The sequence below is a fragment of the Micromonospora sp. 067-2 genome, assembly GCF_046549295.1.
Classification (GTDB): Bacteria; Actinomycetota; Actinomycetes; order Mycobacteriales; family Micromonosporaceae; genus Micromonospora.
Window position 1 is genome coordinate 396,835 of sequence record NZ_JAJPWB010000003.1, and the last position, 19,752, is coordinate 416,586.

Annotated in this window: 20 protein-coding genes; 8 read left to right on the forward strand and 12 right to left on the reverse strand. The window is 72.1% G+C overall.

Annotation, left to right across the window (positions count from 1 at the left end):
• Positions 1-18 precede the first annotated feature (18 nt).
• Positions 19-528 carry a MarR family winged helix-turn-helix transcriptional regulator gene (locus ACLJN9_RS08565; protein WP_410810570.1) on the forward strand — a complete coding sequence of 170 codons (510 nt, stop codon included), beginning with the start codon at positions 19-21 and terminating at the stop codon, positions 526-528.
• Positions 529-777: 249 nt separating this feature from the next.
• Here ACLJN9_RS08565 and ACLJN9_RS08570 read toward each other — a convergent pair whose 3' ends face one another.
• From ACLJN9_RS08570 to ACLJN9_RS08580, 3 genes are all read right to left on the reverse strand, one after another.
• Entirely contained in the window at positions 778-3,471 is a 2,694-nt protein-coding gene (locus ACLJN9_RS08570) for an ATP-binding protein (RefSeq protein WP_410810571.1), read from the reverse strand.
• Between the two features lie 145 nt (positions 3,472-3,616).
• Positions 3,617-4,765, reverse strand: a complete 1,149-nt coding sequence (locus ACLJN9_RS08575; protein ID WP_410810572.1) for an acyl-CoA dehydrogenase family protein — start codon at positions 4,763-4,765, stop codon at positions 3,617-3,619.
• Positions 4,766-4,840: 75 nt separating this feature from the next.
• On the reverse strand, positions 4,841-6,373 hold the full coding sequence (locus ACLJN9_RS08580) for an acyl-CoA carboxylase subunit beta (protein WP_410810574.1): 1,533 nt from the start codon (positions 6,371-6,373) through the stop codon (positions 4,841-4,843).
• A 186-nt stretch (positions 6,374-6,559) separates the two neighbouring features.
• Between ACLJN9_RS08580 and ACLJN9_RS08585 the strand changes: the two genes are divergently transcribed.
• The gene (locus ACLJN9_RS08585) at positions 6,560-7,135 is read left to right on the forward strand and encodes a snapalysin family zinc-dependent metalloprotease (RefSeq protein ID WP_410810576.1); all 576 of its coding nucleotides are present in this window, start codon (positions 6,560-6,562) and stop codon (positions 7,133-7,135) included.
• A 74-nt stretch (positions 7,136-7,209) separates the two neighbouring features.
• Here ACLJN9_RS08585 and ACLJN9_RS08590 read toward each other — a convergent pair whose 3' ends face one another.
• The 3 genes from ACLJN9_RS08590 to ACLJN9_RS08600 all read right to left on the reverse strand — a co-directional run bounded on the left by ACLJN9_RS08590 (position 7,210) and on the right by ACLJN9_RS08600 (position 10,286).
• Entirely contained in the window at positions 7,210-8,130 is a 921-nt protein-coding gene (locus tag ACLJN9_RS08590) for a hydroxymethylglutaryl-CoA lyase (protein WP_410810578.1), read from the reverse strand.
• A 145-nt stretch (positions 8,131-8,275) separates the two neighbouring features.
• Positions 8,276-9,613, reverse strand: a complete 1,338-nt coding sequence (locus ACLJN9_RS08595; protein WP_410810580.1) for an acetyl/propionyl/methylcrotonyl-CoA carboxylase subunit alpha — start codon at positions 9,611-9,613, stop codon at positions 8,276-8,278.
• 73 nt (positions 9,614-9,686) lie between these two features.
• Complete coding sequence (locus ACLJN9_RS08600; protein WP_252416984.1) at positions 9,687-10,286, reverse strand: TetR/AcrR family transcriptional regulator; 600 nt, start codon at positions 10,284-10,286, stop codon at positions 9,687-9,689.
• 96 nt (positions 10,287-10,382) lie between these two features.
• Between ACLJN9_RS08600 and ACLJN9_RS08605 the strand changes: the two genes are divergently transcribed.
• On the forward strand, positions 10,383-11,630 hold the full coding sequence (locus ACLJN9_RS08605) for an MFS transporter (RefSeq protein ID WP_410810582.1): 1,248 nt from the start codon (positions 10,383-10,385) through the stop codon (positions 11,628-11,630).
• Positions 11,631-11,637: 7 nt separating this feature from the next.
• On the opposite strand, the gene ACLJN9_RS08610 is transcribed toward ACLJN9_RS08605, so the two are convergent.
• Positions 11,638-12,783: an FAD-dependent oxidoreductase gene (locus ACLJN9_RS08610; protein ID WP_410810583.1), complete on the reverse strand. Its 1,146-nt coding sequence runs from the start codon at positions 12,781-12,783 to the stop codon at positions 11,638-11,640.
• A 107-nt stretch (positions 12,784-12,890) separates the two neighbouring features.
• Here ACLJN9_RS08610 and ACLJN9_RS08615 point away from each other — a divergent pair, with 107 nt between their 5' ends.
• The 3 genes from ACLJN9_RS08615 (at position 12,891) to ACLJN9_RS08625 (ending at position 15,279) form a co-directional block, all read left to right on the forward strand.
• Positions 12,891-13,472 (forward strand): TetR family transcriptional regulator, encoded by a 582-nt coding sequence (locus tag ACLJN9_RS08615; protein WP_410810584.1) that lies wholly within the window; start codon positions 12,891-12,893, stop codon positions 13,470-13,472.
• Positions 13,473-13,540: 68 nt separating this feature from the next.
• Complete coding sequence (locus ACLJN9_RS08620) at positions 13,541-14,098, forward strand: SigE family RNA polymerase sigma factor (RefSeq protein WP_410810585.1); 558 nt, start codon at positions 13,541-13,543, stop codon at positions 14,096-14,098.
• Complete coding sequence (locus ACLJN9_RS08625) at positions 14,095-15,279, forward strand: hypothetical protein (RefSeq protein ID WP_410810586.1); 1,185 nt, start codon at positions 14,095-14,097, stop codon at positions 15,277-15,279. Before ACLJN9_RS08620 ends, ACLJN9_RS08625 begins: the two co-directional genes overlap by 4 nt.
• A gap of 39 nt (positions 15,280-15,318) precedes the next feature.
• On the opposite strand, the gene ACLJN9_RS08630 is transcribed toward ACLJN9_RS08625, so the two are convergent.
• The 4 genes from ACLJN9_RS08630 to ACLJN9_RS08645 all read right to left on the reverse strand — a co-directional run bounded on the left by ACLJN9_RS08630 (position 15,319) and on the right by ACLJN9_RS08645 (position 18,001).
• A complete protein-coding gene (locus ACLJN9_RS08630; protein WP_410810587.1) occupies positions 15,319-16,221 on the reverse strand; it encodes a sulfurtransferase in 903 nt (300 codons plus the stop codon).
• 115 nt (positions 16,222-16,336) lie between these two features.
• Positions 16,337-16,783 (reverse strand): imidazolonepropionase-like domain-containing protein, encoded by a 447-nt coding sequence (locus tag ACLJN9_RS08635; RefSeq protein ID WP_410810588.1) that lies wholly within the window; start codon positions 16,781-16,783, stop codon positions 16,337-16,339.
• A gap of 2 nt (positions 16,784-16,785) precedes the next feature.
• Positions 16,786-17,553 carry an SGNH/GDSL hydrolase family protein gene (locus ACLJN9_RS08640; RefSeq protein ID WP_410810589.1) on the reverse strand — a complete coding sequence of 256 codons (768 nt, stop codon included), beginning with the start codon at positions 17,551-17,553 and terminating at the stop codon, positions 16,786-16,788.
• Between the two features lie 91 nt (positions 17,554-17,644).
• On the reverse strand, positions 17,645-18,001 hold the full coding sequence (locus ACLJN9_RS08645) for a hypothetical protein (protein WP_410810590.1): 357 nt from the start codon (positions 17,999-18,001) through the stop codon (positions 17,645-17,647).
• A gap of 227 nt (positions 18,002-18,228) precedes the next feature.
• Between ACLJN9_RS08645 and ACLJN9_RS08650 the strand changes: the two genes are divergently transcribed.
• Both ACLJN9_RS08650 and ACLJN9_RS08655 read left to right on the forward strand, forming a co-directional pair.
• Entirely contained in the window at positions 18,229-19,032 is an 804-nt protein-coding gene (locus ACLJN9_RS08650) for a helix-turn-helix domain-containing protein (RefSeq protein WP_410810802.1), read from the forward strand.
• Positions 19,023-19,208 carry a DUF397 domain-containing protein gene (locus ACLJN9_RS08655; protein WP_410810591.1) on the forward strand — a complete coding sequence of 62 codons (186 nt, stop codon included), beginning with the start codon at positions 19,023-19,025 and terminating at the stop codon, positions 19,206-19,208. Before ACLJN9_RS08650 ends, ACLJN9_RS08655 begins: the two co-directional genes overlap by 10 nt.
• A gap of 125 nt (positions 19,209-19,333) precedes the next feature.
• Here the strand turns inward: ACLJN9_RS08655 and ACLJN9_RS08660 are convergent, their stop codons facing one another.
• Positions 19,334-19,744, reverse strand: a complete 411-nt coding sequence (locus tag ACLJN9_RS08660) for a hypothetical protein (protein WP_410810592.1) — start codon at positions 19,742-19,744, stop codon at positions 19,334-19,336.
• Positions 19,745-19,752 lie beyond the last annotated feature (8 nt).

Sequence of the window (19,752 nt, forward strand, 5' to 3'; positions counted from 1 at the left end):
GACTGGTAGGGTGAAGGAGTGACAAACGTGTTCGACGATCCCCGGATAACCGCGGTCGGCCTGCTCGTCGAGGTGCACGCCGGGCTGTCGGCCCGGTTCGCCGCGCAACTCGAGGAGCACGGCCTCTCCGCGGTCGAGTTCGAGGTGATCACCCGACTGGCCCGCTCGCCGGGCAACCAGCTTCGCATGACGGACCTCGCCGCCCAGACCTCCCTGTCCACCAGCGGTGTGACGCGGGTGGTGGACCGGATGGAGCGCGACGGCCTGCTCACCCGCAGGGCCTGCCCCAGCGACCGCCGCAGCTCGTACGCGGTGGTCACCGCCACCGGCCTGCAACGGCTGGACGAGACGCTGCCCGGGCACCTGCTGATCATCGAGCAGTGGTTCACCAGCCAACTCGATCCTGAGGCACTCGCGACACTGCTCAACGGCCTACGCCGGGTCCGTGACGCCGTGCATCCCGGCGCCACCGCCGGCAGCACCACCACCGAGCAGGGGATCGCGAGCGCCGACGGCGCCACCCGCTGACCGCCCTTCCAGGCGACGACGCGATCCGGCCCCGAGTGGTGTGCGACACCACGCGACACCACCGGCAGAAAGACCGGCAGAACTGACCTTGCCAGCCGGACATGCCGGCCGAAACAGGCTTTCCGCCGCGATCACGGTGGCAGGCTTCGTCCACCGGGGATTCACCGGGGGGTGACGGCGCGGGCGGACAGCGAGGGGTAGCACCAAGGGGGCTCTTCGTCCGCGCCACTCCCGCCCGGTTGACCCGGGCTAGTGGGCGGCCGGCCGGGTCCGGCTGGCGGTCAACGCGTAAAGCAGCCCCGACTCATCCGGCAGCAGGCGGATGTCACTGTCCTGGCACACCTGGTCCAGCCGATCCAGGACTGCCGGATCCCCGGTGCTCGCGGCCAGCCCGACCAGCGCCTCCACGACGTCGCGCCGGTCCTGACCGGCATCCGCGGCGGCGGCGAACCACTCGGCCGCCAACTCCCGGTCACCTCGGTGCAGCGCCAGGTTGCCCTCGATCAACGCGCAGATCGCCGCCTTCGGGCCACCCCAGCCCACCATCGGGCCGTCCGACCGTGGCCGCGGCGGGCCGGCACGCCCGGACGGCGGCCGCGACGGTACGGCGAGCTCCAACTCGACGGCATCGGCGCGCAACTCGGTGAGCACCTCGAACGCCTCGTCACCGCGACCGTCCTGGGCGAGCGCCAACCCGATGGTGCCGAGCACCCGCCGACGATGCCGTGGATCACCCAACTCGGACAACGCCGCGAGGGCACGCCGGCCCTGGTCCACCGCGTCGGCGTACCGGCCCTCCAACCGGGTGACCTCGGCCCGGTTGGCCCAGGAGAGCACCCGCAGCCGCTGTTCCCCGCACTCGGCGGCGAGCCGGTCCACCGCGGCCAGCCGGCGGTGCGCCGCGGCCAGGTTGGCGACCCGGATCTCGTGCCAGGCGAGGCTGATCTGAGCCACCGCCATGTCCCGGATCCGGCCGTTGCGCGCGGCCAGCCGGAGCACCGTCTCGGCCTGCTCGCGGGCCTCACCGCGCCGGCCGACGGCGATCAGCAGCGCGCTCAGCACGATCCGCGCCTCCAACTCGCCGTTGATGTCGCCGGCCTGCCGGAACGCGTCCAGCGCGGCCCACGCCGTCGGCAGCTCGTCGGCGCCCGCGCTGTGCTCGGCGGCGAGCCGGGCCACGCCGAGGGTCGCCCAACCGCGCAGCACGAGGTCGGCGTCGGCGGTCCGCGGATCGGCCAACAGCCGACGCAGCCACTGCCGGCCGGCGACGTCGCGCCCGCGGAACCGCCACCAGCGCGTCAGACAGGCCGCCAGCCGGAGCGCCGTCAACGGATCGTCGCTTGCCGCGTGGGCCAGCGCGGAGCTGATGTCGCTGCTGACCTCGTCCAGCCGGTGCACCGCCTCAGGCAGCCGGGGGCCGACCAGATCGGTGGCGGTCCGCGCCACCAGTCGGGCGATCACCACCGCGTGCCGGCGTCGGATGGAGGTCAGCTCACCGCTGCCGGCCGCCTGTTCGGTGGCGAAGTCGCGTACCGCGTCGAGCAGCCGGAACCGGAACGGCCCGGTGCCGAGCACGCTCAGCAGGCCGAGTTCGACGAGCCGGTCCAGCAGCGGAACGGGATCGATCGTGACCGCGCCGTCCCGGTCGGCCTCGTCGGCGAGCATCTCCTCGGCCAGCTCCACCGACCAGCGGTTCCCGAACACGGCCAGCCGGCGCAGTGCGGCCCGCTCGTCCGACGCGAGCAGCCGGTAGCTGGTCTCCACCGCGTCCCGCAGGGTCACTGCCACCGCTGCCCGGGTGGCGTCCGTTGCGGTCGGGCGGCGGGTGGTGACGGTCGAGTCCGGCCCGTCCCAGACGGAACGGGCCACCGGGTCGGCGGGGGTGGCCAGGTCGAGCACCCGGTCGCCGTACCGGTCGAGCAGCTCGGTGAGGTCGAGGATCCGACCCCGGGCGGCCATCAACTCGATGGCCAGCGGCAGCCCGCCGAGCCGGCGGACAAGTGCGGCGAGGGCAGGCAGTTCGTCCGCGGTGGGAGCCTCCCGGCGCACCTGGGCCAGCCGGGCGGTGAACAGGGCGACCGCCGGCCACGAACCGAGCGTGGCCGGCCCGCGCCGCTCGGCGCCCGGCGGTGGCACGTCGAGTGGCGCGACCGGCCAGACCCGTTCGCCGGGCAGGCCGACCGGGTGCCGCCCGGTGACCAACACCCGCAGCGACGGCAGCACGCCGGTCAGCCGGTGCAGCGTCTCGGCCACCGGCCCCGGGGCACGCTCCACCGCGTCCATCACCAGCAGCGCCGGCCGGCCGCCGAGCCGGGCGAGGAGTTCCGGCAGCCGGACAGCCCCCAGCACGGTCATCGAGGCGGCGAGCACGTCCGGGCCGTCCGAGCCCTCGCCGACCAGCACTCCGGCCACGCCACCCGGGTGGCCACGGGCTACCGAGTGCGCCACGGACAGAGCCAGTGCGGTCTTGCCGACCCCCGCCAGCCCGACCAGGCTCACCAGTCGCGGGCCACCCTCCGCGGTCAGCATCCCGGCCAGCTCGGTGACGTCGCGGTCGCGGCCGATCAACGGGACCGGCGGTGGAAGGGCCACCCGCGGTGCGGTCCCGGCGTGCTCGACTGTCGACTCGGTGCTGCCCGCCAGCGCAGCCGGGACGCCGTCCGGCTGCGGTGGCTCACCGCTGGCGGTGCTGCGGGCCGCGGCCAGGAACGCCACCCGGATGGTGCCGGTCAGCGCCAACGCCGTGGCGAGCAGCTCGACCGTCGTGCGCTGCGGCCGGACGGACCGACCACGCTCCAGGTCACGCACCGTCCGCACGCCCACGCCGGCTCGGGACGCCAACTCGGCCTGGGTCAGGCCGCAGGCACGCCGGTGCCCACGGAGCAGGTCCGGCAGGCCGCTACGGCCCGCCGGGCTCCGCGACCCACCATGATCGGGAGTCATGGGCACGAAGAGTACGGATCGACTCCGACCATCGGCAGTCGAACGTCGGGCTGCCGACGCGCGCTCGCCGATATCCGACAGCCGAACCGCAGCCCGGCCCGCAACCCGTTGGCCGGCCGGGCCGCAGCCGTCTTTCGGGAGCGGGTCAGAGACCCAGGTCGCGCGCGATGATCATGCGCTGCACCTCGCTGGTGCCCTCGCCGATCTCCAGGATCTTGGAGTCCCGCCAGAACCGGGCCACCGGATACTCGTTCATGAAGCCGTAGCCACCGTGGATCTGGGTGGCCTCCCGGGCGTTGTCCACCGCGATCGTGCTGGCGTGCAGCTTGGCGATGGCGGCCTGCCGCTTGAACGGCTCGCCGGCCAGCATCCGGGCGGCCGCGTCGTAGTAGGCCAGCCGGGCGGTGTGCGCCTTCAGCTCCATGTCGGCGATCTTGAACTGGATCGCCTGGTTGGCGCCGATCGGCCGACCGAACGCGTGCCGCTCCTTCGCGTATGTGATCGACTCGTCGACACAGCCCTGGGCGAGGCCGACGGCCAGCGCGGCGATGGCGATCCGGCCCTCGTCGAGGATCTGCAGGAACTGGGCGAAGCCCCGGCCCCGCCGTCCGAGCAGATTGGCCACCGGAACCCGGCAGTCGTCGAAGGTCAGCTCGTGGGTGTCCGACGCCGACCAGCCCACCTTCGAGTAGCCCGGTGCCACGGTGAAGCCCGGCGTACCCGTCGGCACGAGGATTGTCGACAGCTCCTTCGAGCCGTCCGGGTTGGTGCCGGTGACCGCGGTGACCGTGACCAGGGTCGTGATGTCGGTGCCGGAGTTGGTGATGAACGCCTTCGAGCCGTTGATCACCCAGTGGTCACCGTCGAGCACCGCCCGCGTCTGGGTGCCGGCGGCATCCGATCCGGTGCCCGGCTCGGTGAGCCCGAACCCGGCCAGCGCCTCGCCGCTGAGCAGCTTGGGCAGCCAGGTCGCGCGCTGCTCGTCGGTGCCGAACCGGTAGATCGGCATCGCGCCGAGCGAGACCGCCGCCTCCAACGTGATCGCCACGCTGGAGTCGACCCGGGCCAACTCCTCCAGGGCCAGGCAGAGAGCGAAGTAGTCGCCGCCCATCCCGCCGTGCTCCTCGCCGAAGGGCAGGCCGAACAGGCCCATCTTGCCCATCTGCCGGATCACCTCGTACGGGAACGTGTGCTGCTCGTAGTGCTCGGCGATGACCGGCGCGACCACCTCGCGCGCGAAGTCCCGCACGCTGTCCCGCAGCGCCGCTTGTTCGTCGGTGAGCCGGAAGTCCATCTCATCCTCCTGTGTGGACGGCCGCCGGGCGCTCGTGACGCCGGGACGGTTCGCTGTGGCGGGTCGGTCGTCGGGTCAGACCGGGGTGACACCGTGTCGGCGGCGGGAGAACTGCCGGTCCTTGGTACGTGCTGCGGCGAACCGGCGGACCAGCTCGGTACGCAGGTCGTGCGGCTCGACGATGGCGTCCACCACCAGCTCGCTCGCGAGCCGGACGACATCGATGTCCTGCTCGTACTCGGCGCGCTTCGCGGCGACGAAGGCCGCCCGCTCGTCCGCGTCCGGAATAGCGGCGATCTTGTTGGCGTACACGGCGTTCACCGCGGCCTCGGCACCCATCACCGCGATCTTCGCGCTGGGCAGCGCGATGGTGGCGTCCGGCTCGAACCCGGGGCCGGCCATCGCGTAGAGGCCCGCGCCGTACGCCTTGCGGACCACGACGCAGATCTTCGGCACGGTCGCCTCCGAGATCGCGGTGATCATCTTGGCGCCGTGCCGGATGATGCCCTGCTTCTCCACGGCGCTGCCCACCATGAAGCCGGGTACGTCACTGAGGAAGAGCAGCGGCACGTTGAACGCGTCGCAGAGCTGCACGAACCGGGTCGCCTTGTCGGCCGAGTCGACGAAGAGCACGCCGCCCTTGAACATCGAGTTGTTGCCGACCACGCCGACGACCTCGCCGTTGAGCCGGCCGAAGCCGATGGTCAGCTCCTTGGCCCAGAGCGCCTGGATCTCGAAGAAGGAACCCTCGTCGAGCAGGCCCTTGACGTACCGTCGCATGTCGAACGCCTGCCGCTCGCTTGCCGGCACCAGCGCGGCCAGGTCGGCCTTCGCCGGTGCGGCGACCGCCTCGGCGGCCGGCGGCGTCTGGGTCCAGTTCGCCGGCAGGTACGACAGGTAGCGGCGTACGACGTCCAGCGCGTCGGCCTCGGTCTGGCAGAGGAAGTGCCCGACGCCGGACTCGGCGGTGTGCACCTTGGCCCCGCCCATCGCTTCCAGCGTGGTCTTCTCGCCGGTCACCATCTCGACCATCCGGTCGGAGCCCAGATACATGCTGGCGTTGCCGTCGACCAGAGCCACCACGTCGCAGAACGCCGGAATGTAGGCCCCACCGGCGGCACTCGGGCCGAACAGTGCGCACACCTGTGGGATCGCGCCCGAGGCGCGTACCTGGTTCCAGAAGATCTTGCCGGCGCCGCGTCGGCCCGGGAAGAGGTCGACCTGGTCGGTGATCCGGGCGCCGGCCGAGTCGACCAGGTAGACCATCGGGACGCTGGTGGCGTACGCCCGCTCGATGATCCGGATGATCTTCTCGACGGTGCGGGCGCCCCAGCTGCCGGCCTTGACCGTGGAGTCGTTGGCCATCAGGCAGACCTGCCGGCCGTCGATGGTGGCGGTGCCGGTGACGACGCCGTCGGCGGGCAGACCCTCGGCGAGGGTGTTGGCGTAGAGGCCGTCCTCGACGAACGAGCCCTCGTCGACCAGGAGCGCGACCCGCTCCCGGGCGAAGAGCTTGCCCTTGGCGGCGTTGGCCGCGTGGTACTTGTCCGCGCCGCCGGATCGTGCCCGCTTGCGCAGCTGCTCAAGTGCCTCACCGTCGAGCGTCACGCCGACTCCCTCGCCCCTACAGACCTGAACGATCGTTAGGCTATCGCATCGACGCGAGGTTCGGCGACCGGCTGGCGGGTCACGCGGCTCGGCGCGGGGCGCAACCGACCCGACCAGATTGACACATTGAAATTTATAGATTGCTATGACTAGGCTCCTGGCACCCCTCCCGGATAGGAGTCAGCGATGACCTCACGAAGCAGCCGACTCGCGGTCGCACTGGTCGCGACGGCGACGGCCACCCTCGGTGTCACGGTCGCCAACCCGTCGCCCGCCGCGGCAGCCGCGACCATCTGCTACAACACGAGCCAGGCCCCGAGCTACGCCAGCACCGCCAACCAGGCCGCGTCGATCTGGAACAACGCCACCTCGAACCTCACGCTCACCGCGAACTGCGGCTCCAACCTGCGGATCTACCAGATCACCGGCGGCGGCTCGTACGCCGTCCGTACCAGCCTCGGCAACGGCCGGGTCTACATCGACACGCAGCAGGCGGCGCAGTACAGCCCGCTGCGGATCATCACTCACGAGATCGGGCACATCCTCGGCCTACCGGACAACTACAACGGGAACTGCGCGATCCTGATGTCCGGCGGCAGCGCCGGAACCAGTTGCACCAACCCGTACCCGAGCACCGCCGAGGCGAACCGGGTGACCAACCTCTTCGCCGGCACCCGCAGCGCCACCGAGCGCAGCACGGACAGCAGCGGGGCGACCGTCTTCCGCGACAGCTGGCCTGCCGCGCTCGCTCCGGTGAGCTGACCAACCGGACCCGACGGAGGGGCCGGTGCGCTACCGGCCTCTCCGTCGCCTTTTCCGCCGGACCGGTCAACCGGTCAACCGGGCATCTGTGTCAACCGGGTCCGCGGACCGGCGCGCAGGACGCCCGAGGGCAGCTTCTTGCTGAGCAGTTCCTCGGCCAACTCGGCCGCCTCGATCAGGGCGGTCAGGTCGATCCCCGTGTCGATGCCCATGTCGTGCAGCATGTGCACGGCCTCCTCGGTGGCCAGGTTGCCGCTGGCTCCCGGCGCGTACGGGCAGCCACCGAGGCCGCCGACGCTGGCATCGAACTCGGTCACCCCCAGCTCCAACGCGGTCAGCAGATTGGCCAGCGCGGTGCCGCGGGTGTTGTGGAAGTGCAGCAGCACCGGCACGTGCGCGTTGCGGTCGCGTACCGCGGTCAGCAGCTCGCGGACCCGACGCGGAGTGCCCATGCCGGTCGTGTCGCCGAACGCCACCCGGTCCGCGCCGTCGCGGACCACCCGGTCCACGATGCCGGCCACCCGCTTGGGGTCGATGTCACCCTCGTACGGGCAGCCGAAGCTGGTCGCCACGATCACCTCGACCCGCGCGGAGGCACCGTGCAGCAGGTCGATCAGCTCGGCGATGTCGTCCAACGACTCGTCGGTGGAACGGTTGACGTTGCGGCGGTTGTGCGTGTCGCTGGCCGAGACCACCACCTCGATCTCGGTGAACCCGGCGGCCAGGGCGCGCTGGGCGCCCCGCGTGTTGGGCACCAGGGCCGAGTAGCCCACCCCGTCGGCCTTGACCGCGCGCCGCCACACCTCGTCGGCGTCGGCCATCTGCGGGATCGCCCTCGGGTGCACGAAGGAGACCGCCTCGATCCGACGCACGCCGGTGCCGGAGAGCGCGTCGAGCAGCCGCACCTTGGCGTCGGTCGGGATCGGGTCCTCGTTCTGCAACCCGTCGCGCGGCCCGACCTCACGAATGGAGACGAAATCCGGCAGCTCCGCCATAAGAACTCACCTCACTGTGCCGTACCCCGTGCCGGGGTGCTCCCCAGCATGCCACCCCCACCCCGGCCGAGGTTGATCATGAGGTTGTCCCGCACAGATGGGACGAGAGCCACCGTCAACCTCATGATCAACGAGAGGGGGCGGCTCAGCGCATGCGGCCGACGATGCCCGTGTCGTAGGCGCCGGAGAGGAACTCCTCGTTTTCCAGCAGCTCGGCGAAGAAGGGGAGGTTGTTCTTCGGGCCCTCGATCTGGAAGGCGGCCACCGCCGTTCGGGCTCGGGCGATCGCCTGCTCGCGGGTGTCGCCACTGAGGATCAGCTTGGCCATCAGGCTGTCGTAGAACGGCGTGACGGTGTTGCCCTCGGTGTAGCCGGAGTCCACCCGGACACCCTCGCCGGTGGGCTCCACCCAGGTCCTGACCACGCCCGGGCCGGGCAGGAAACGCTTCGGGTCCTCGGCGTTGACCCGCAGCTCGATGGCGTGCCCGCGTGGCACCAGCGCGTCGGGGTCGAACGTCGGCGCCAACCCCGACGCCACCCGCAACTGCTCCTCGACCAGGTCGATGCCGTAGACGTACTCGGTCACCGGGTGCTCCACCTGCAGCCGCGTGTTCATCTCCAGGAAGAAGAACTCACCGGTGGTGGGTTCGAGAAGGCACTCCACCGTGCCGGCGTTGCGGTAGCCGACCGCCTCGCCAGCGCGCACCGCCGCTGCCAGGAGGCGAGATCGCAACTCCGGTGGGACCGCCGGCGACGGGGACTCCTCGACCAGTTTCTGGTTGCGCCGCTGCACCGAGCACTCCCGCTCGCCGAGCGCCACCACCCGGCCGTCAGCCAGGCCGAGGATCTGCACCTCGACGTGGCGTACCCGGGGGAAGTACCGCTCGATCAGCACCGAACCGTCGCCGAACATCCGCTCGGCGAACGCGCGCACCTTGTCGTACTCGGTGCGCAGCGCGGCCTCGTCGACGGCCACACCCATGCCCATGCCACCGCCACCCGCGGCGGCCTTGACCATCACCGGATAACCGATCTCGGCGGCGGCGGCCACGGCCGCGTCCAGGTCGGCGGCCGGGTCGGTGGTGCCGGGTGCGACCGGAACACCGGCCGCGGCCATCAGGTTCCGCGCGTTGATCTTGTCGCCCATCGCGGTGATCGCGTCCGCGCCCGGCCCGACCCAGATCAGGCCGCTCGATTCGACGGTACGGGCGAACTCGGCGTTCTCGGACAGGAAGCCGTACCCGGGGTGGATGGCCTGCGCACCGGTCGCCGTCGCGGCGGTGAGGATCGCCTCGGCGTTGCGGTAGCTCTGCGCCGGGTTCGGCGGGCCGATGAGGACCGCCTCGTCCGCCTCGGCGACGAACGGCAGGTCGGCGTCGGCCTGCGAGTACACCGCGATCGCACGGATACCGAGCCGCTTGGCCGTACGGATGATCCGGCGGGCGATCTCGCCCCGATTGGCGACGAGCAGTGACTCGATCATGTTTCCTCCCGGCGTCCGGATGGTGGGACGGTGGTTAGGGAATCATGACCGGTGGGCTTCTGACGAGTCGGGTTCAGGCGAGCAGCGCGGCCAGGGTGGCCCCGCGCAGCAGCTCGGCGCGGCGCCGGCGGTCCACCTCGCCACCGAGGAACGGGGTCGAGTTCATCAGGCCGAACGCGGCGTGCGCCAGCACCCGGGCCTCGCCGTCGGGCATGCCGGGGTGCAACGCGGTCAGCACCGTCACCCACTCCTCGACGTAGAGCCGTTGCAGGCGGCGGATCCGCCGCCGCGGCTCCTCGGGCAGGCGGTCCAGTTCGTGCAGGTGCAGCGCGATCACCGCCGGGTTGGCCAGCGCGAACTCGACGTGGAAGTCGATCAACGACTCGAGGGCGCCGCGCGGGTCGTCCGGGTGCCCCGCGGAGCGCTCCCGCCCGCCGGCCAGCAGCCCGTCGCTGACCGGGATCAGCGCGGCGGCCAGCATCGCCTCCTTGCCGGCGAAGTGGTGGTAGAGCGCCGGACCGGTGACCCCCGCCGCCGCACCGATGTCGTCCATCGACACACCGTGGTAGCCGCGGGCGGCGAACAGACCGACCGCGATCTCCAGGATCTCGTCCTTGCGGGACCGACGCCGGCCCGCACCCGCCGCACCCCGTGCCTGCTGCTCCACCGTCACCGGCCAAGCGTAGACCGCGAGTTGGCTGCGGTGGAGCGACGGTTGTCACGGTGGCGGCTTGACCCTCGACCCGGTCGAACCCGCACGGTCGTCGGCATGACCTCCTCCGCTCTCGGTCGGGACTTCCGGCTGCTCTGGTCTGCCTCCGTCTCCTCCCGGTTCGGCGACGCGCTGCGGACGCCGGCGCTGGCGTTGCTGGCCACGACGCTCACCCGTGATCCCCGGGTCGTCGCGGCGGTGACCGTGGTCGGGCAGTTGCCGCCGCTGCTCTTCGGCCTGCTCGGCGGCGTGTACGCGGACCGCTGGGACCGTCGTCGGACAATGGCCCTGGTCGACGGGGTGCGGGCCGCCGTGGTGGCGACGCTGGCCGTGGCGGTCGCCCTCGATCGGGCCGGCGTCCCGGTGCTCCTGGCAGCGGCGTTCCTCCTCGCCGCACTGGGCACCCTCTTCGACTCCGCCTCATTCGCGGTGCTTCCCACGGTGGTGCCGCGCGACGCGCTGCCCCGGGCGAACGGTCGGCTTCAGGCGGGGTCCGCGGTGGCCGGCGGTTTCCTCGGCGCGCCCGCCGCCGGTGTCCTCTTCGCCGTCGCCCCGGCCCTCCCGTTCGCCCTCGACGCCGTCACCTTCGCCGCCGCGGCCCTGCTCGTGCTGGCCCTCGTCCCAACTCCGGTCGTGGGCGCGGGGCTGCCCACGAGCACCGAGCCGGGAGGCCGGCGCGGGTCGGTGTGGGGCGAGATCGTCGAGGGTGTGCGGTGGCTGCGCGGGCACCGGACGCTGTGGCGCGTCACCCTGCTCGCCGCGGCGAGCAACCTTGCGATCAGCGGGATCCTGGCGGTGCTGGTGCTCTACGCGCTGGACGTGCTGCGGGTGCCGCCGACCGGATACGGGCTGTTCGCCGCCGCTGCCATCCTCGGCGGCGTGGCAGGGGCGCTCGGGGCGGGCCGGCTCGCCGCGCGGCTCGGCACGGCGGCGGCGCTACGGGCGGTGCTCGCCGCGCAGACCGTCGCGCTGACCGGGTTCGCGCTGGCCCGCCATCCGGTGCCAGGGGGCTTCGCGCTGGCCGTCTTCGCCGCTGGCACCGTGGTGTGGAACAGCCTGTGCGCGTCGTACGGGCAGCGGCACGTGCCGACCGGGCTGCTCGGCCGGGTGGGTGCGGCCCAGCGGATGGTCGGCCTGCTCACCGCACCGGTCGGGGCAGCGCTCGCCGGGCTGGCCGCCGCCGCGTACGGCACGGTGCCCGTGGCAGGCGCTGCGGCAGCCACGTTCGCGCTGGTCACCGTGGCCGCGTGGCGGGCACTGCGGCCATCCGCGACGGGCGTGCTGATCCCCACCGGCGGGGCCTAGCCCGGCGTCAGGTCCGATGGGCCAGCCCGGACAGGCGCAGCGCGATCCGCCGACGGGCCGGCGGTACGGCACCGAGCAGCCGCAGCAGCACGTCACGGACCGGCCGACCGGCCGGGGCGAGGGTGGCCAGGCTGGTCAACCCGGCGGCGAAGCTCAGCACGTCCTCGGCCATCGGCCGCTGCCGGGCGGTGTAGTCGTCGAGCACCGTGTCCGGGCCACCATCGAGCACGTCGGCCAACGCGGTGCCGAGGGCCACCGCGTCGCAGATCCCGAGGTTCATCCCCTGCCCGCCGGCGGGGCTGTGCACGTGCCCGGCGTCGCCGGCCAACAGCACCGGCCCCGCTCGGAAGGTGTCGGCGATCCGGTGGTGCACCCGGAACCGGGAACCCCAGAGCACCTCGGTCACCCGGTCGGGTCGTCGCGCCGGGCCACGCTCGTCGAGCAACGCCTGGAGGTACGCCTTCTCCGGTTCGGCCGGGGCCGTCGTCACGGCGGCGACCAGCCGGACCACGCCGCCCGGGAGCGGCGCCCAGACCAGCGGCCCGGAGCGGGCGAGGAAGAGCGCCGCCTCGTCGCGGGGCAGCACGCTGCGCACCCGTACGTCGGCGAGCACGAAGGACTCCTCGTTTCCGGAGCCGGGAAAGCCGATGCCGGCCAACTGCCGGACCGTGCTGTGCAGGCCGTCCGCGCCGACCACGAACCGGGCGCCCAGCGCCTTCCCGTCGACCTGCGCGAGCACCCGGCCACCGGCTCGGCTCAGACCGGTCAGCAGGCTCGGCCGTCGCACCCGGACACCGCGGTCGGCCAACTCCTCGGTGAGCACCGCCTCGGTGACCGCCTGGGAGACCATCAACGCGTAGGGAAAGCGGGACGGCAGTTGGTGGAACGGGACCGACAGCAGCACCCGGTCCCGGTCGCGAACGGTGAAGCGCGGCGACCGCACCCCCTGGGCCACCAGCGGCGCCGCGGCGCCGATCCGGTCCAGCACCTCCAGGGTGTACGCGTGCACGACCGCCGCACGGGATGTCGGCGGCGGCTCGGCCCGCTGGTCGAGCACGGTCACCTCGACCCCGCGCCGGGCCAGCGTCAGGGCGGTGGCGAGACCGGTGGGGCCGGCACCCACCACCAGGACGTCGGTACTCGTGTGGGGCATGACCACCTCCGGAGCAACCCTTGCCAACACCTGTTGGCAAACACTTGTTGGCAACATTAGGTCGACGGTCATTGTGAGTCAACAGTCGTTGGCATACGGTCGTTGACATGACAGCGCCCGCCCGCCCGACCCCGAGCCGCCGCTCGGATGCCACCCGTGCGGCGATCCTGCGGGCCGCTCGCGAACGGTTCGCCGCCGACGGGTACGAACGCGCCACGATCCGGGCCATCGCCGCCGACGCCCGGATCGACCCATCGATGGTGATGCGCTACTACGGCAGCAAGGAGGGGCTGTTCACCGCGGCGGCGGAATTCGACCTACACCTGCCCGACCTGACCGCCGTGCCGGTCGGGCAGGTCGGTGAGGTGCTGATCCGGCATTTCCTCGCACGGTGGGAGGGCGACGAGACGCTGACCGCGCTGCTGCGGGCCGCCAGCACCAACCCGGGCTCGGCCGAGCGCATGCGTGACATCTTCGCCCGCCAACTGGTCACGATCGTGGCCACCTTCGGCACCGACCCGGCAACCACCGCGCGACGGGCCGGCCTGGTGGCCAGTCAGATCCTCGGCCTCGCGTTCACCCGCTACATCGTCCGCCTGCCGCCCATGGTGGACGTGGAGCCTGATGAGCTGGTTTCCTGGATCGCGCCGACCCTTCAGCGCTACCTGACTGGGCTGCCGGGCAACTGACCCAACCTTTTTCCCCGTCCCGTGCGTCTGCCAGGTGAGGCCGAACGCGACGGCCGGGAGGTGGGCGGATGGGACCGGCGGCAGGCGACGGACGCGACGACTACCTCGCCTTCGTGGAGAGCCACCAGCACCGCCTGCTGCGGGCGGCCTACCTGATCTGCGGCAACCGGCACCAGGCCGAGGACCTTCTCCAGGACGCGCTGCTCAAGCTGGCGCTGCGCTGGGCCTCGGTCCGCGACGGCGACCCCGCCGCATACGTACGGGCCATTCTCTACCGGGACACGGTGTCGTGGTGGCGTCGTCGGCGCAGGGAACGGCTCAGTGCCGAGCCGCCGGAGCAGACGGCCCCCGACCGCGACGGCGCGCTGCGGTTGACGCTGCACGACGCGCTCGGCCTGCTCCCGCCCAGGCAGCGGGCCGTGCTGGTGTTGCGCTACTACGAGGACCTGACCGAGGTCGCCACCGCCGAGGCGCTCGGGGTGAGCGTGGGCACCGTTAAGAGCCAGTGCCACGCCGCCCTGCGGCGCCTGCGCGAGGTGACTCCGGACCTCGCCCGGGACGCCCGGCCGGTCCGGGAGCCGGGGAAACGCGGCGACCTGGCCGCCGGTCTGGAGGTGAATCCGTGAACGAGCAGGATCTGCGCAGACTGCTGACCGTGAGCGTCGAGGACGTGCTGCCCAGTCAGCCGGCGACGGCCAGTTGGGAGCGGGCCCGGCACACCCGGCGGAGCCGGCGCGCGGTCGGCGCGGTCGCCCTGGCCGTGGCACTGATCGGGGGCGGCACGGTGGCCGTCCTGCGACCGAGCGCCGAGCGCGGGCCGGACCTCGCGGTGGCACCGACCGTCGAGCCCCGCCCCGCCCCACCGGTGGTGCGGGCCCCCGACGAGCTGACCTTTCCGCCCGATCCGCTGTCCCGGCTCGGGGACCCGGCGACCGTGGCACTGTCCGCGCGACCGGTCCGGCGGGCGTTGGCGCTGTTCCAGCCGTTGGATCAGGACTATCGCGCGGACGGCCCGGTCCGGATCCTCGGCGACGACGGCGTGGTGCGCAGTCTCGACGTGGTGACCCCGGCGCCTACACGCGATGACGGCGGCAACGAGGCCGCCGCCGTGAAGCCGGGGGTGCTGTCACCTGACGGGCGGTCAGCCGCGTTCGCGCAGACCAACGAGCTGATCATGGTCGACCTCACCAGGGCGACCGTGCGCCGGATCCCACTCGACGGCCACCTGGAGAGGGTCGTCTGGGCGAGCGATCGGGTGCTGGTCGGCGGCGAGGGCCAGACGTACGCGGTGGACCTGGTCACCGGCGCGCCCAGCAAGCTCGACGTGTCGCTGTGGGATCTGGTCGCGCCGGACCCGGCCGCTGGCCGTGAGGCGGCCTTGATCGAGGTGGGCGGGGAGCGGGACGGCCTGACCCTGCGCAGCCGGGCAGCGCGTACGGGCACGGTCCGCTCCGAACAGAAGGTCACCGGCGCCGCGCTGCCGGTGCCGTACCAGGTCAACGATTTCTACGGCCAGGGCTGGCTGCACGGCGGGCGGCTGGCCCGCGCGGCGTGGATCACCAGCGACGAGATCGACGGCGCCGAGGGGGTGGCCGTGCTGGACGCCCGCACCGGTGCGGTGGCCCAGGTGCTCGACCTGGGCCGGGACCGGTGGAAGGGTTGCTGCGAGGTGCTCGGCTGGGACGACGAGGGTGCCGTGCTGCTCCGCCTTCAGCCGGCGGCCGGCGTGGTGCGCTGGCGGCCGGACACCGGCGAGGTCACCGGCGTGGCCCGCGACCTGCCCGGCGTGGTGGCGCTGGCCGGCTGAGCACCGTCGGTCGCTCAGCCGGCGAGGCCACGGTGCCGCTCAGGCCGCGAGACCGCCGGGCTGGTCGCCCTGCACGACGGGAGCCCGGACCAGGTTGCCCCACTCGGTCCACGAGCCGTCATAGTTGCGCACCTGCGGGTAGCCCAGCAGGTGTCGCAGCACGAACCAGGTGTGGCTGGACCGCTCACCGATCCGGCAGTACGCGATCACGTCGTCGGCCGGGCTGAGCCCGAGCTGGTCGGCGTAGATGGTGCGCAGCTCGTCGGCGGACCTGAAGGTGCCGTCGTCGTTGGCCGCGGACTTCCACGGCTTGCTGAGCGCGCCCGGGATGTGGCCGCCGCGCAGCGCGCCCTCCTGCGGGTAGTTCGGCATGTGCAGCGTCTCGCCCGTGTACTCGCTGGGCGAGCGGACGTCGACCAGCGGCCGGCCGGCGGCGATGTGCGCCATCACCTGCTCGCGGTAGGCCCGCAGCGGTGCGTCGTCACGCAACGGAACCGGGTAGTCGGCGCGGGGGCGGGCCGGCTTGTCGCGGGTCACCTCGCGCCCCTCGGCGATCCACTTCTGCCGGCCGCCGTCGAGCAGCCGCACGTCGGCGTGGCCGAACAGCGAGAACACCCAGAGGGCGTACGCGGCCCACCAGTTGAAGTTGTCACCGTAGAAGACGACGGTGTCGCCCCGGCCGATGCCCTTGGCGGCGCACAGTTCGGCGAAGCTTTCCGCGTCGAGGTAGTCCCGGGTCACCTGGTCGTTCAGCTCCAGGTGCCAGTCGACCTTGACGGCGCCCGGGATGTGACCGGTGTCGTAGAGCAGCACGTCCTCGTCGGACTCGATGACGACGAGGCCCTCGTCACCCAGGTGCTCGGCCAGCCACTCGGTGGTGACCAGCCGCTGCGGGTCCGCGTAGGACTGGAGGCGTGGATCGGGATCGTTCGGCACAGACATGATCCTCAAGTTACGCCGGAAACAGTCGCCTCGGCCGGCCATCGGTGATCGGGTGCGGCGGATGTGACCACCGGCACGACACGTCGACGCAGCCACGGGGCCGTGGATCGCGGTGTCAGGCCCGCCGGTGCACCAGACGGCCGGCGACCACGGTGGCGAGGCAGGCGCCGTCGTCGGCGAAGACGGCCAGATCGGCACGACCGGCGGGCACCAGGGCCGGCGACCGTACCCCGTCGAGCACCGCGACGTCGTTGCGCGCCGCGGCGGCCCGCAGCGCCGGCTCGGTCACGTTCGTGGCCAGCACCGCGGCGGCCCCGAGCCGGAACAGCGCGTGCACCCGTTCGCGGGGGCTGGGCGCGGACGGCAGGGGACCGTCGTGCACCAGCGCCGGCCCGAGGGTGCCGGTCCACCGCCGCACCCGCACCTGCGGGTACGCCTGCGTCAGCTCGTCCAACGACGCCACGGCCTCGATCCGGGCACCGGTCACCAGCACCGCCCGGCCCGGAACCGGCTCGCCGTCCGGTGTCACCCGCAGCAGCGCGGCGGCATGGATGGTCCGCACGATCAGTCGGTGAGCGGCCCGAGAAGCGGACGCTTGGCGGTGACGGTGTCACCGGACGACCGGCCGGTAAGGCGTCGCTTGACCCACGGAGCCAGGTGCCGCCCGGCCCACCGCAGGTCAGCGGCACGGCTGGCGAGCCACGGCGTGGGCGCCGGATGCGGGGGCACCATCAGCCACTCCTCGTCGCAGCCCACACCGAGCGCGTTCAACACCTGCCCGGCGACCCGCCGGTGCCCGGCCGCGTTCAGGTGCAGCCGGTCGGTGCTCCAGAGCGTCGGATTGAGGAAGATGTCGTCTGCGTACAGGTCGACCATGATGGCGCCGTGCCGCTCGGCGGTCTCGCCGACCGCCCGGTTGAGCAGCTGCACCCGGGGTGTGACGAGCCGCTGCCCGGGCAGTCGGGCCATCACGTCGGCGAACCGGAAGAGCAGCACGTCCGCGCCACCCGAACGCAGGTGCCGAACCATGTCGTCGAAGCGGGCCACCAGTGTGTCCGGGTCGAAGCTGCGGCGCAGCACGTCGTTGCCGCCGGCCGCGAAGCTGATCAGGTCGGGCTTCATCGCCAAGGCCGCCGGCACCTGTTCGGCGACCACGCTGGGGAAGAGCCGGCCACGGACGGCCAGGTTGGCGTACCGGAAGTCCGGGCCCACCTCGGCGGCCAGCCGGGTCGCCACCAGGTCCGCCCAACCCCGGAAGGTGCCGTCCGGGTACGCGTCGTCCATGCCCTCGGTGAAGCTGTCCCCGACCGCGACAAAACTGCGCCAGCGCACCGCGCCTCCCTCACCACTTCGTTGCCTGCGGCGACCAGTCTGTCACCGGACGCCCCACGGAGGGTGCCGCAACCGGACGACGTGGCGCACGTCATCGGTCCCGCTCGGGCGGTTCGATCATGGGCCTCCGGTACGGCCCCCAGGCGACGAACCGCTCGAACAGCTCGCGCGGGGTCGGGCCGTCGTGCGGGTTCAGCCGAAACAGGTCGTGGGTCGCCTCGTGGTAGAGCCCGGACAGGTAGATCGCCAACTCGACCCGGCGATCGCCGTACTCGGCCTTGAGCAGCAGTCGGGCCGCGGCGCAGGGCCAAGGCAGTCCGCAGGCACGGCACAGCCAGAGTGGGCGGATCGGCAGGTGGGGCCGGTGTCCCGGCGGATACGCCCGGGGACGGTCGGCGTGCGGGCCGAGCCGGGGTACGGGGAACTCAGCGGGCTGACAATTGCGCATCTCGACCTCCTCCGGGCGGGGCGGGGGCGCCCGCGCACGGGGAGCACGGGCGGCCCGTCGCGAACCCACTCGATCGCCACTCGGACAGGAGCGGATCCGCTGCGTGACACTCTGCTGACGGCGGCACTACTGTCGGAAGGCATTGACGCCGGTCGGGGCGAGGTCGCGTGGCAGCCGCCGACCGTCCGGACGGGTCGTGGAGACCTCGGGAAGATCGTGGAGGACCTGTGGAAGGTGAACCCACCACAGCGCTGATCCGGGCACAACTGCGCCGGCTCCGGCTCGGCGCCGAGCTGAGTCAGGAGGAGTTCGGGAAGCTCGTCCACTTCTCGGGCTCTCAGGTGTCCGCCGTCGAGCTGGGTCAGCGTCCACTCGACCGGTTCTTCCTGAAGCGGGCGGACGAGGTGCTCGGAACGGGCGGACTGTTGATGTCCCTGCTCAAGCTGGCCGAACGCGACGGCCAACCGAGCTGGTTCCGGCCCTGGCTGGAGGCCGAACGCAACGCCCGGCAGATGCGGTGTTATCAGCCGAACCTCGTTCCAGGGCTTCTGCAGACGGAGAACTACGCCCGGTCGGTGATCCGCAGCGACAACACGATCAGCGACGACGAGGTCGAGAGGCGTCTCGCGGTACGGATGGATCGGCAGGCACTTCTCTGCCAAGCCGACCCACCCGTGTACGTCGCCGTTGTCGAAGAAACCGTTCTGCGCCGATCCGACGAGAGCTTCCGAGCGCTGATGGCCGAGCAGGTGACACGCCTTGTCGAATGTGCGGACCGCCCGCACATCAGCATCCACATCATCCCGACCGAAATCCCCATGCACGTCGGGCTGGTCGGCCCATTCGCTCTGGCAAGAGCTGCGGACGGTGGATGGGTTGGCCACCTGGAAACTCAACTGGGCGGCGGCGTGGTCGACAGAGACGAGGATGTGGCTATCCTGCTCGCCAGGTGGGAGAGCGTCCGCAGCCAAGCACTTTCACACCGGCAGTCGGTCGAGCTGATGAAGGAAGTGATGACGTCATGGAGCTGATCGGCGCTACCTGGCGCAAGTCCACCCGCAGCGGCACGCAGGGCGACTGCGTCGAGGTGGCCGACAACCTGCCCGGCGTCGTTGGCGTCCGCGACAGTAAGGACCAGGCCGGTCCGGTGCTCACGTTCGACCCGCGGTCCTGGCGGGCCTTCGTCGCCTTCGCCGCCCAACGCTGACGTCACCGCTGTCGAGCAGCACAACACGCCGCGTGGCAGGGATGGGCTGCCCGAAAGCTACCCCACCCCTGCGCGTCTGCACGCCCGGCCGGAATGACAACGATGATCGCCTCCTCCGGCCACGCTCAGCCGATGAGCGTGCCGTACGTCGTGCCAGCGTCGGGCACCTCGGACGACCCGAGCACCTTGCCGTCGGCCCCGTACCGCACCAGCCTGTAAAGCGGTTGGTCTCCGGAACTGGGCAGCGTGTTGACCTGGGCCACGAAGCCACCTGAGGGCAGGAACACGACGCGCTTCATCCAGCCGGTGCCGTTGGCCTTGCGCCATCTGGCGTCCTGCGGCGCCAGCTCGACGGCCACGCCGGTGCGGACGTCGACCAGAAAGTGGCGGAGCTGCCAACCGCAGGAGCATTCCCCCGGAGTGGGCTGGTGCGCTCCGACGACGACACGACCGTCCGAGGATGCCCCCGCGATCTCGTGCATCTTGCGGGTGTACGCCTCGACGTTGCCGCTGTCGTGCAGGCAGAGTGTCCACACGAGCCGAT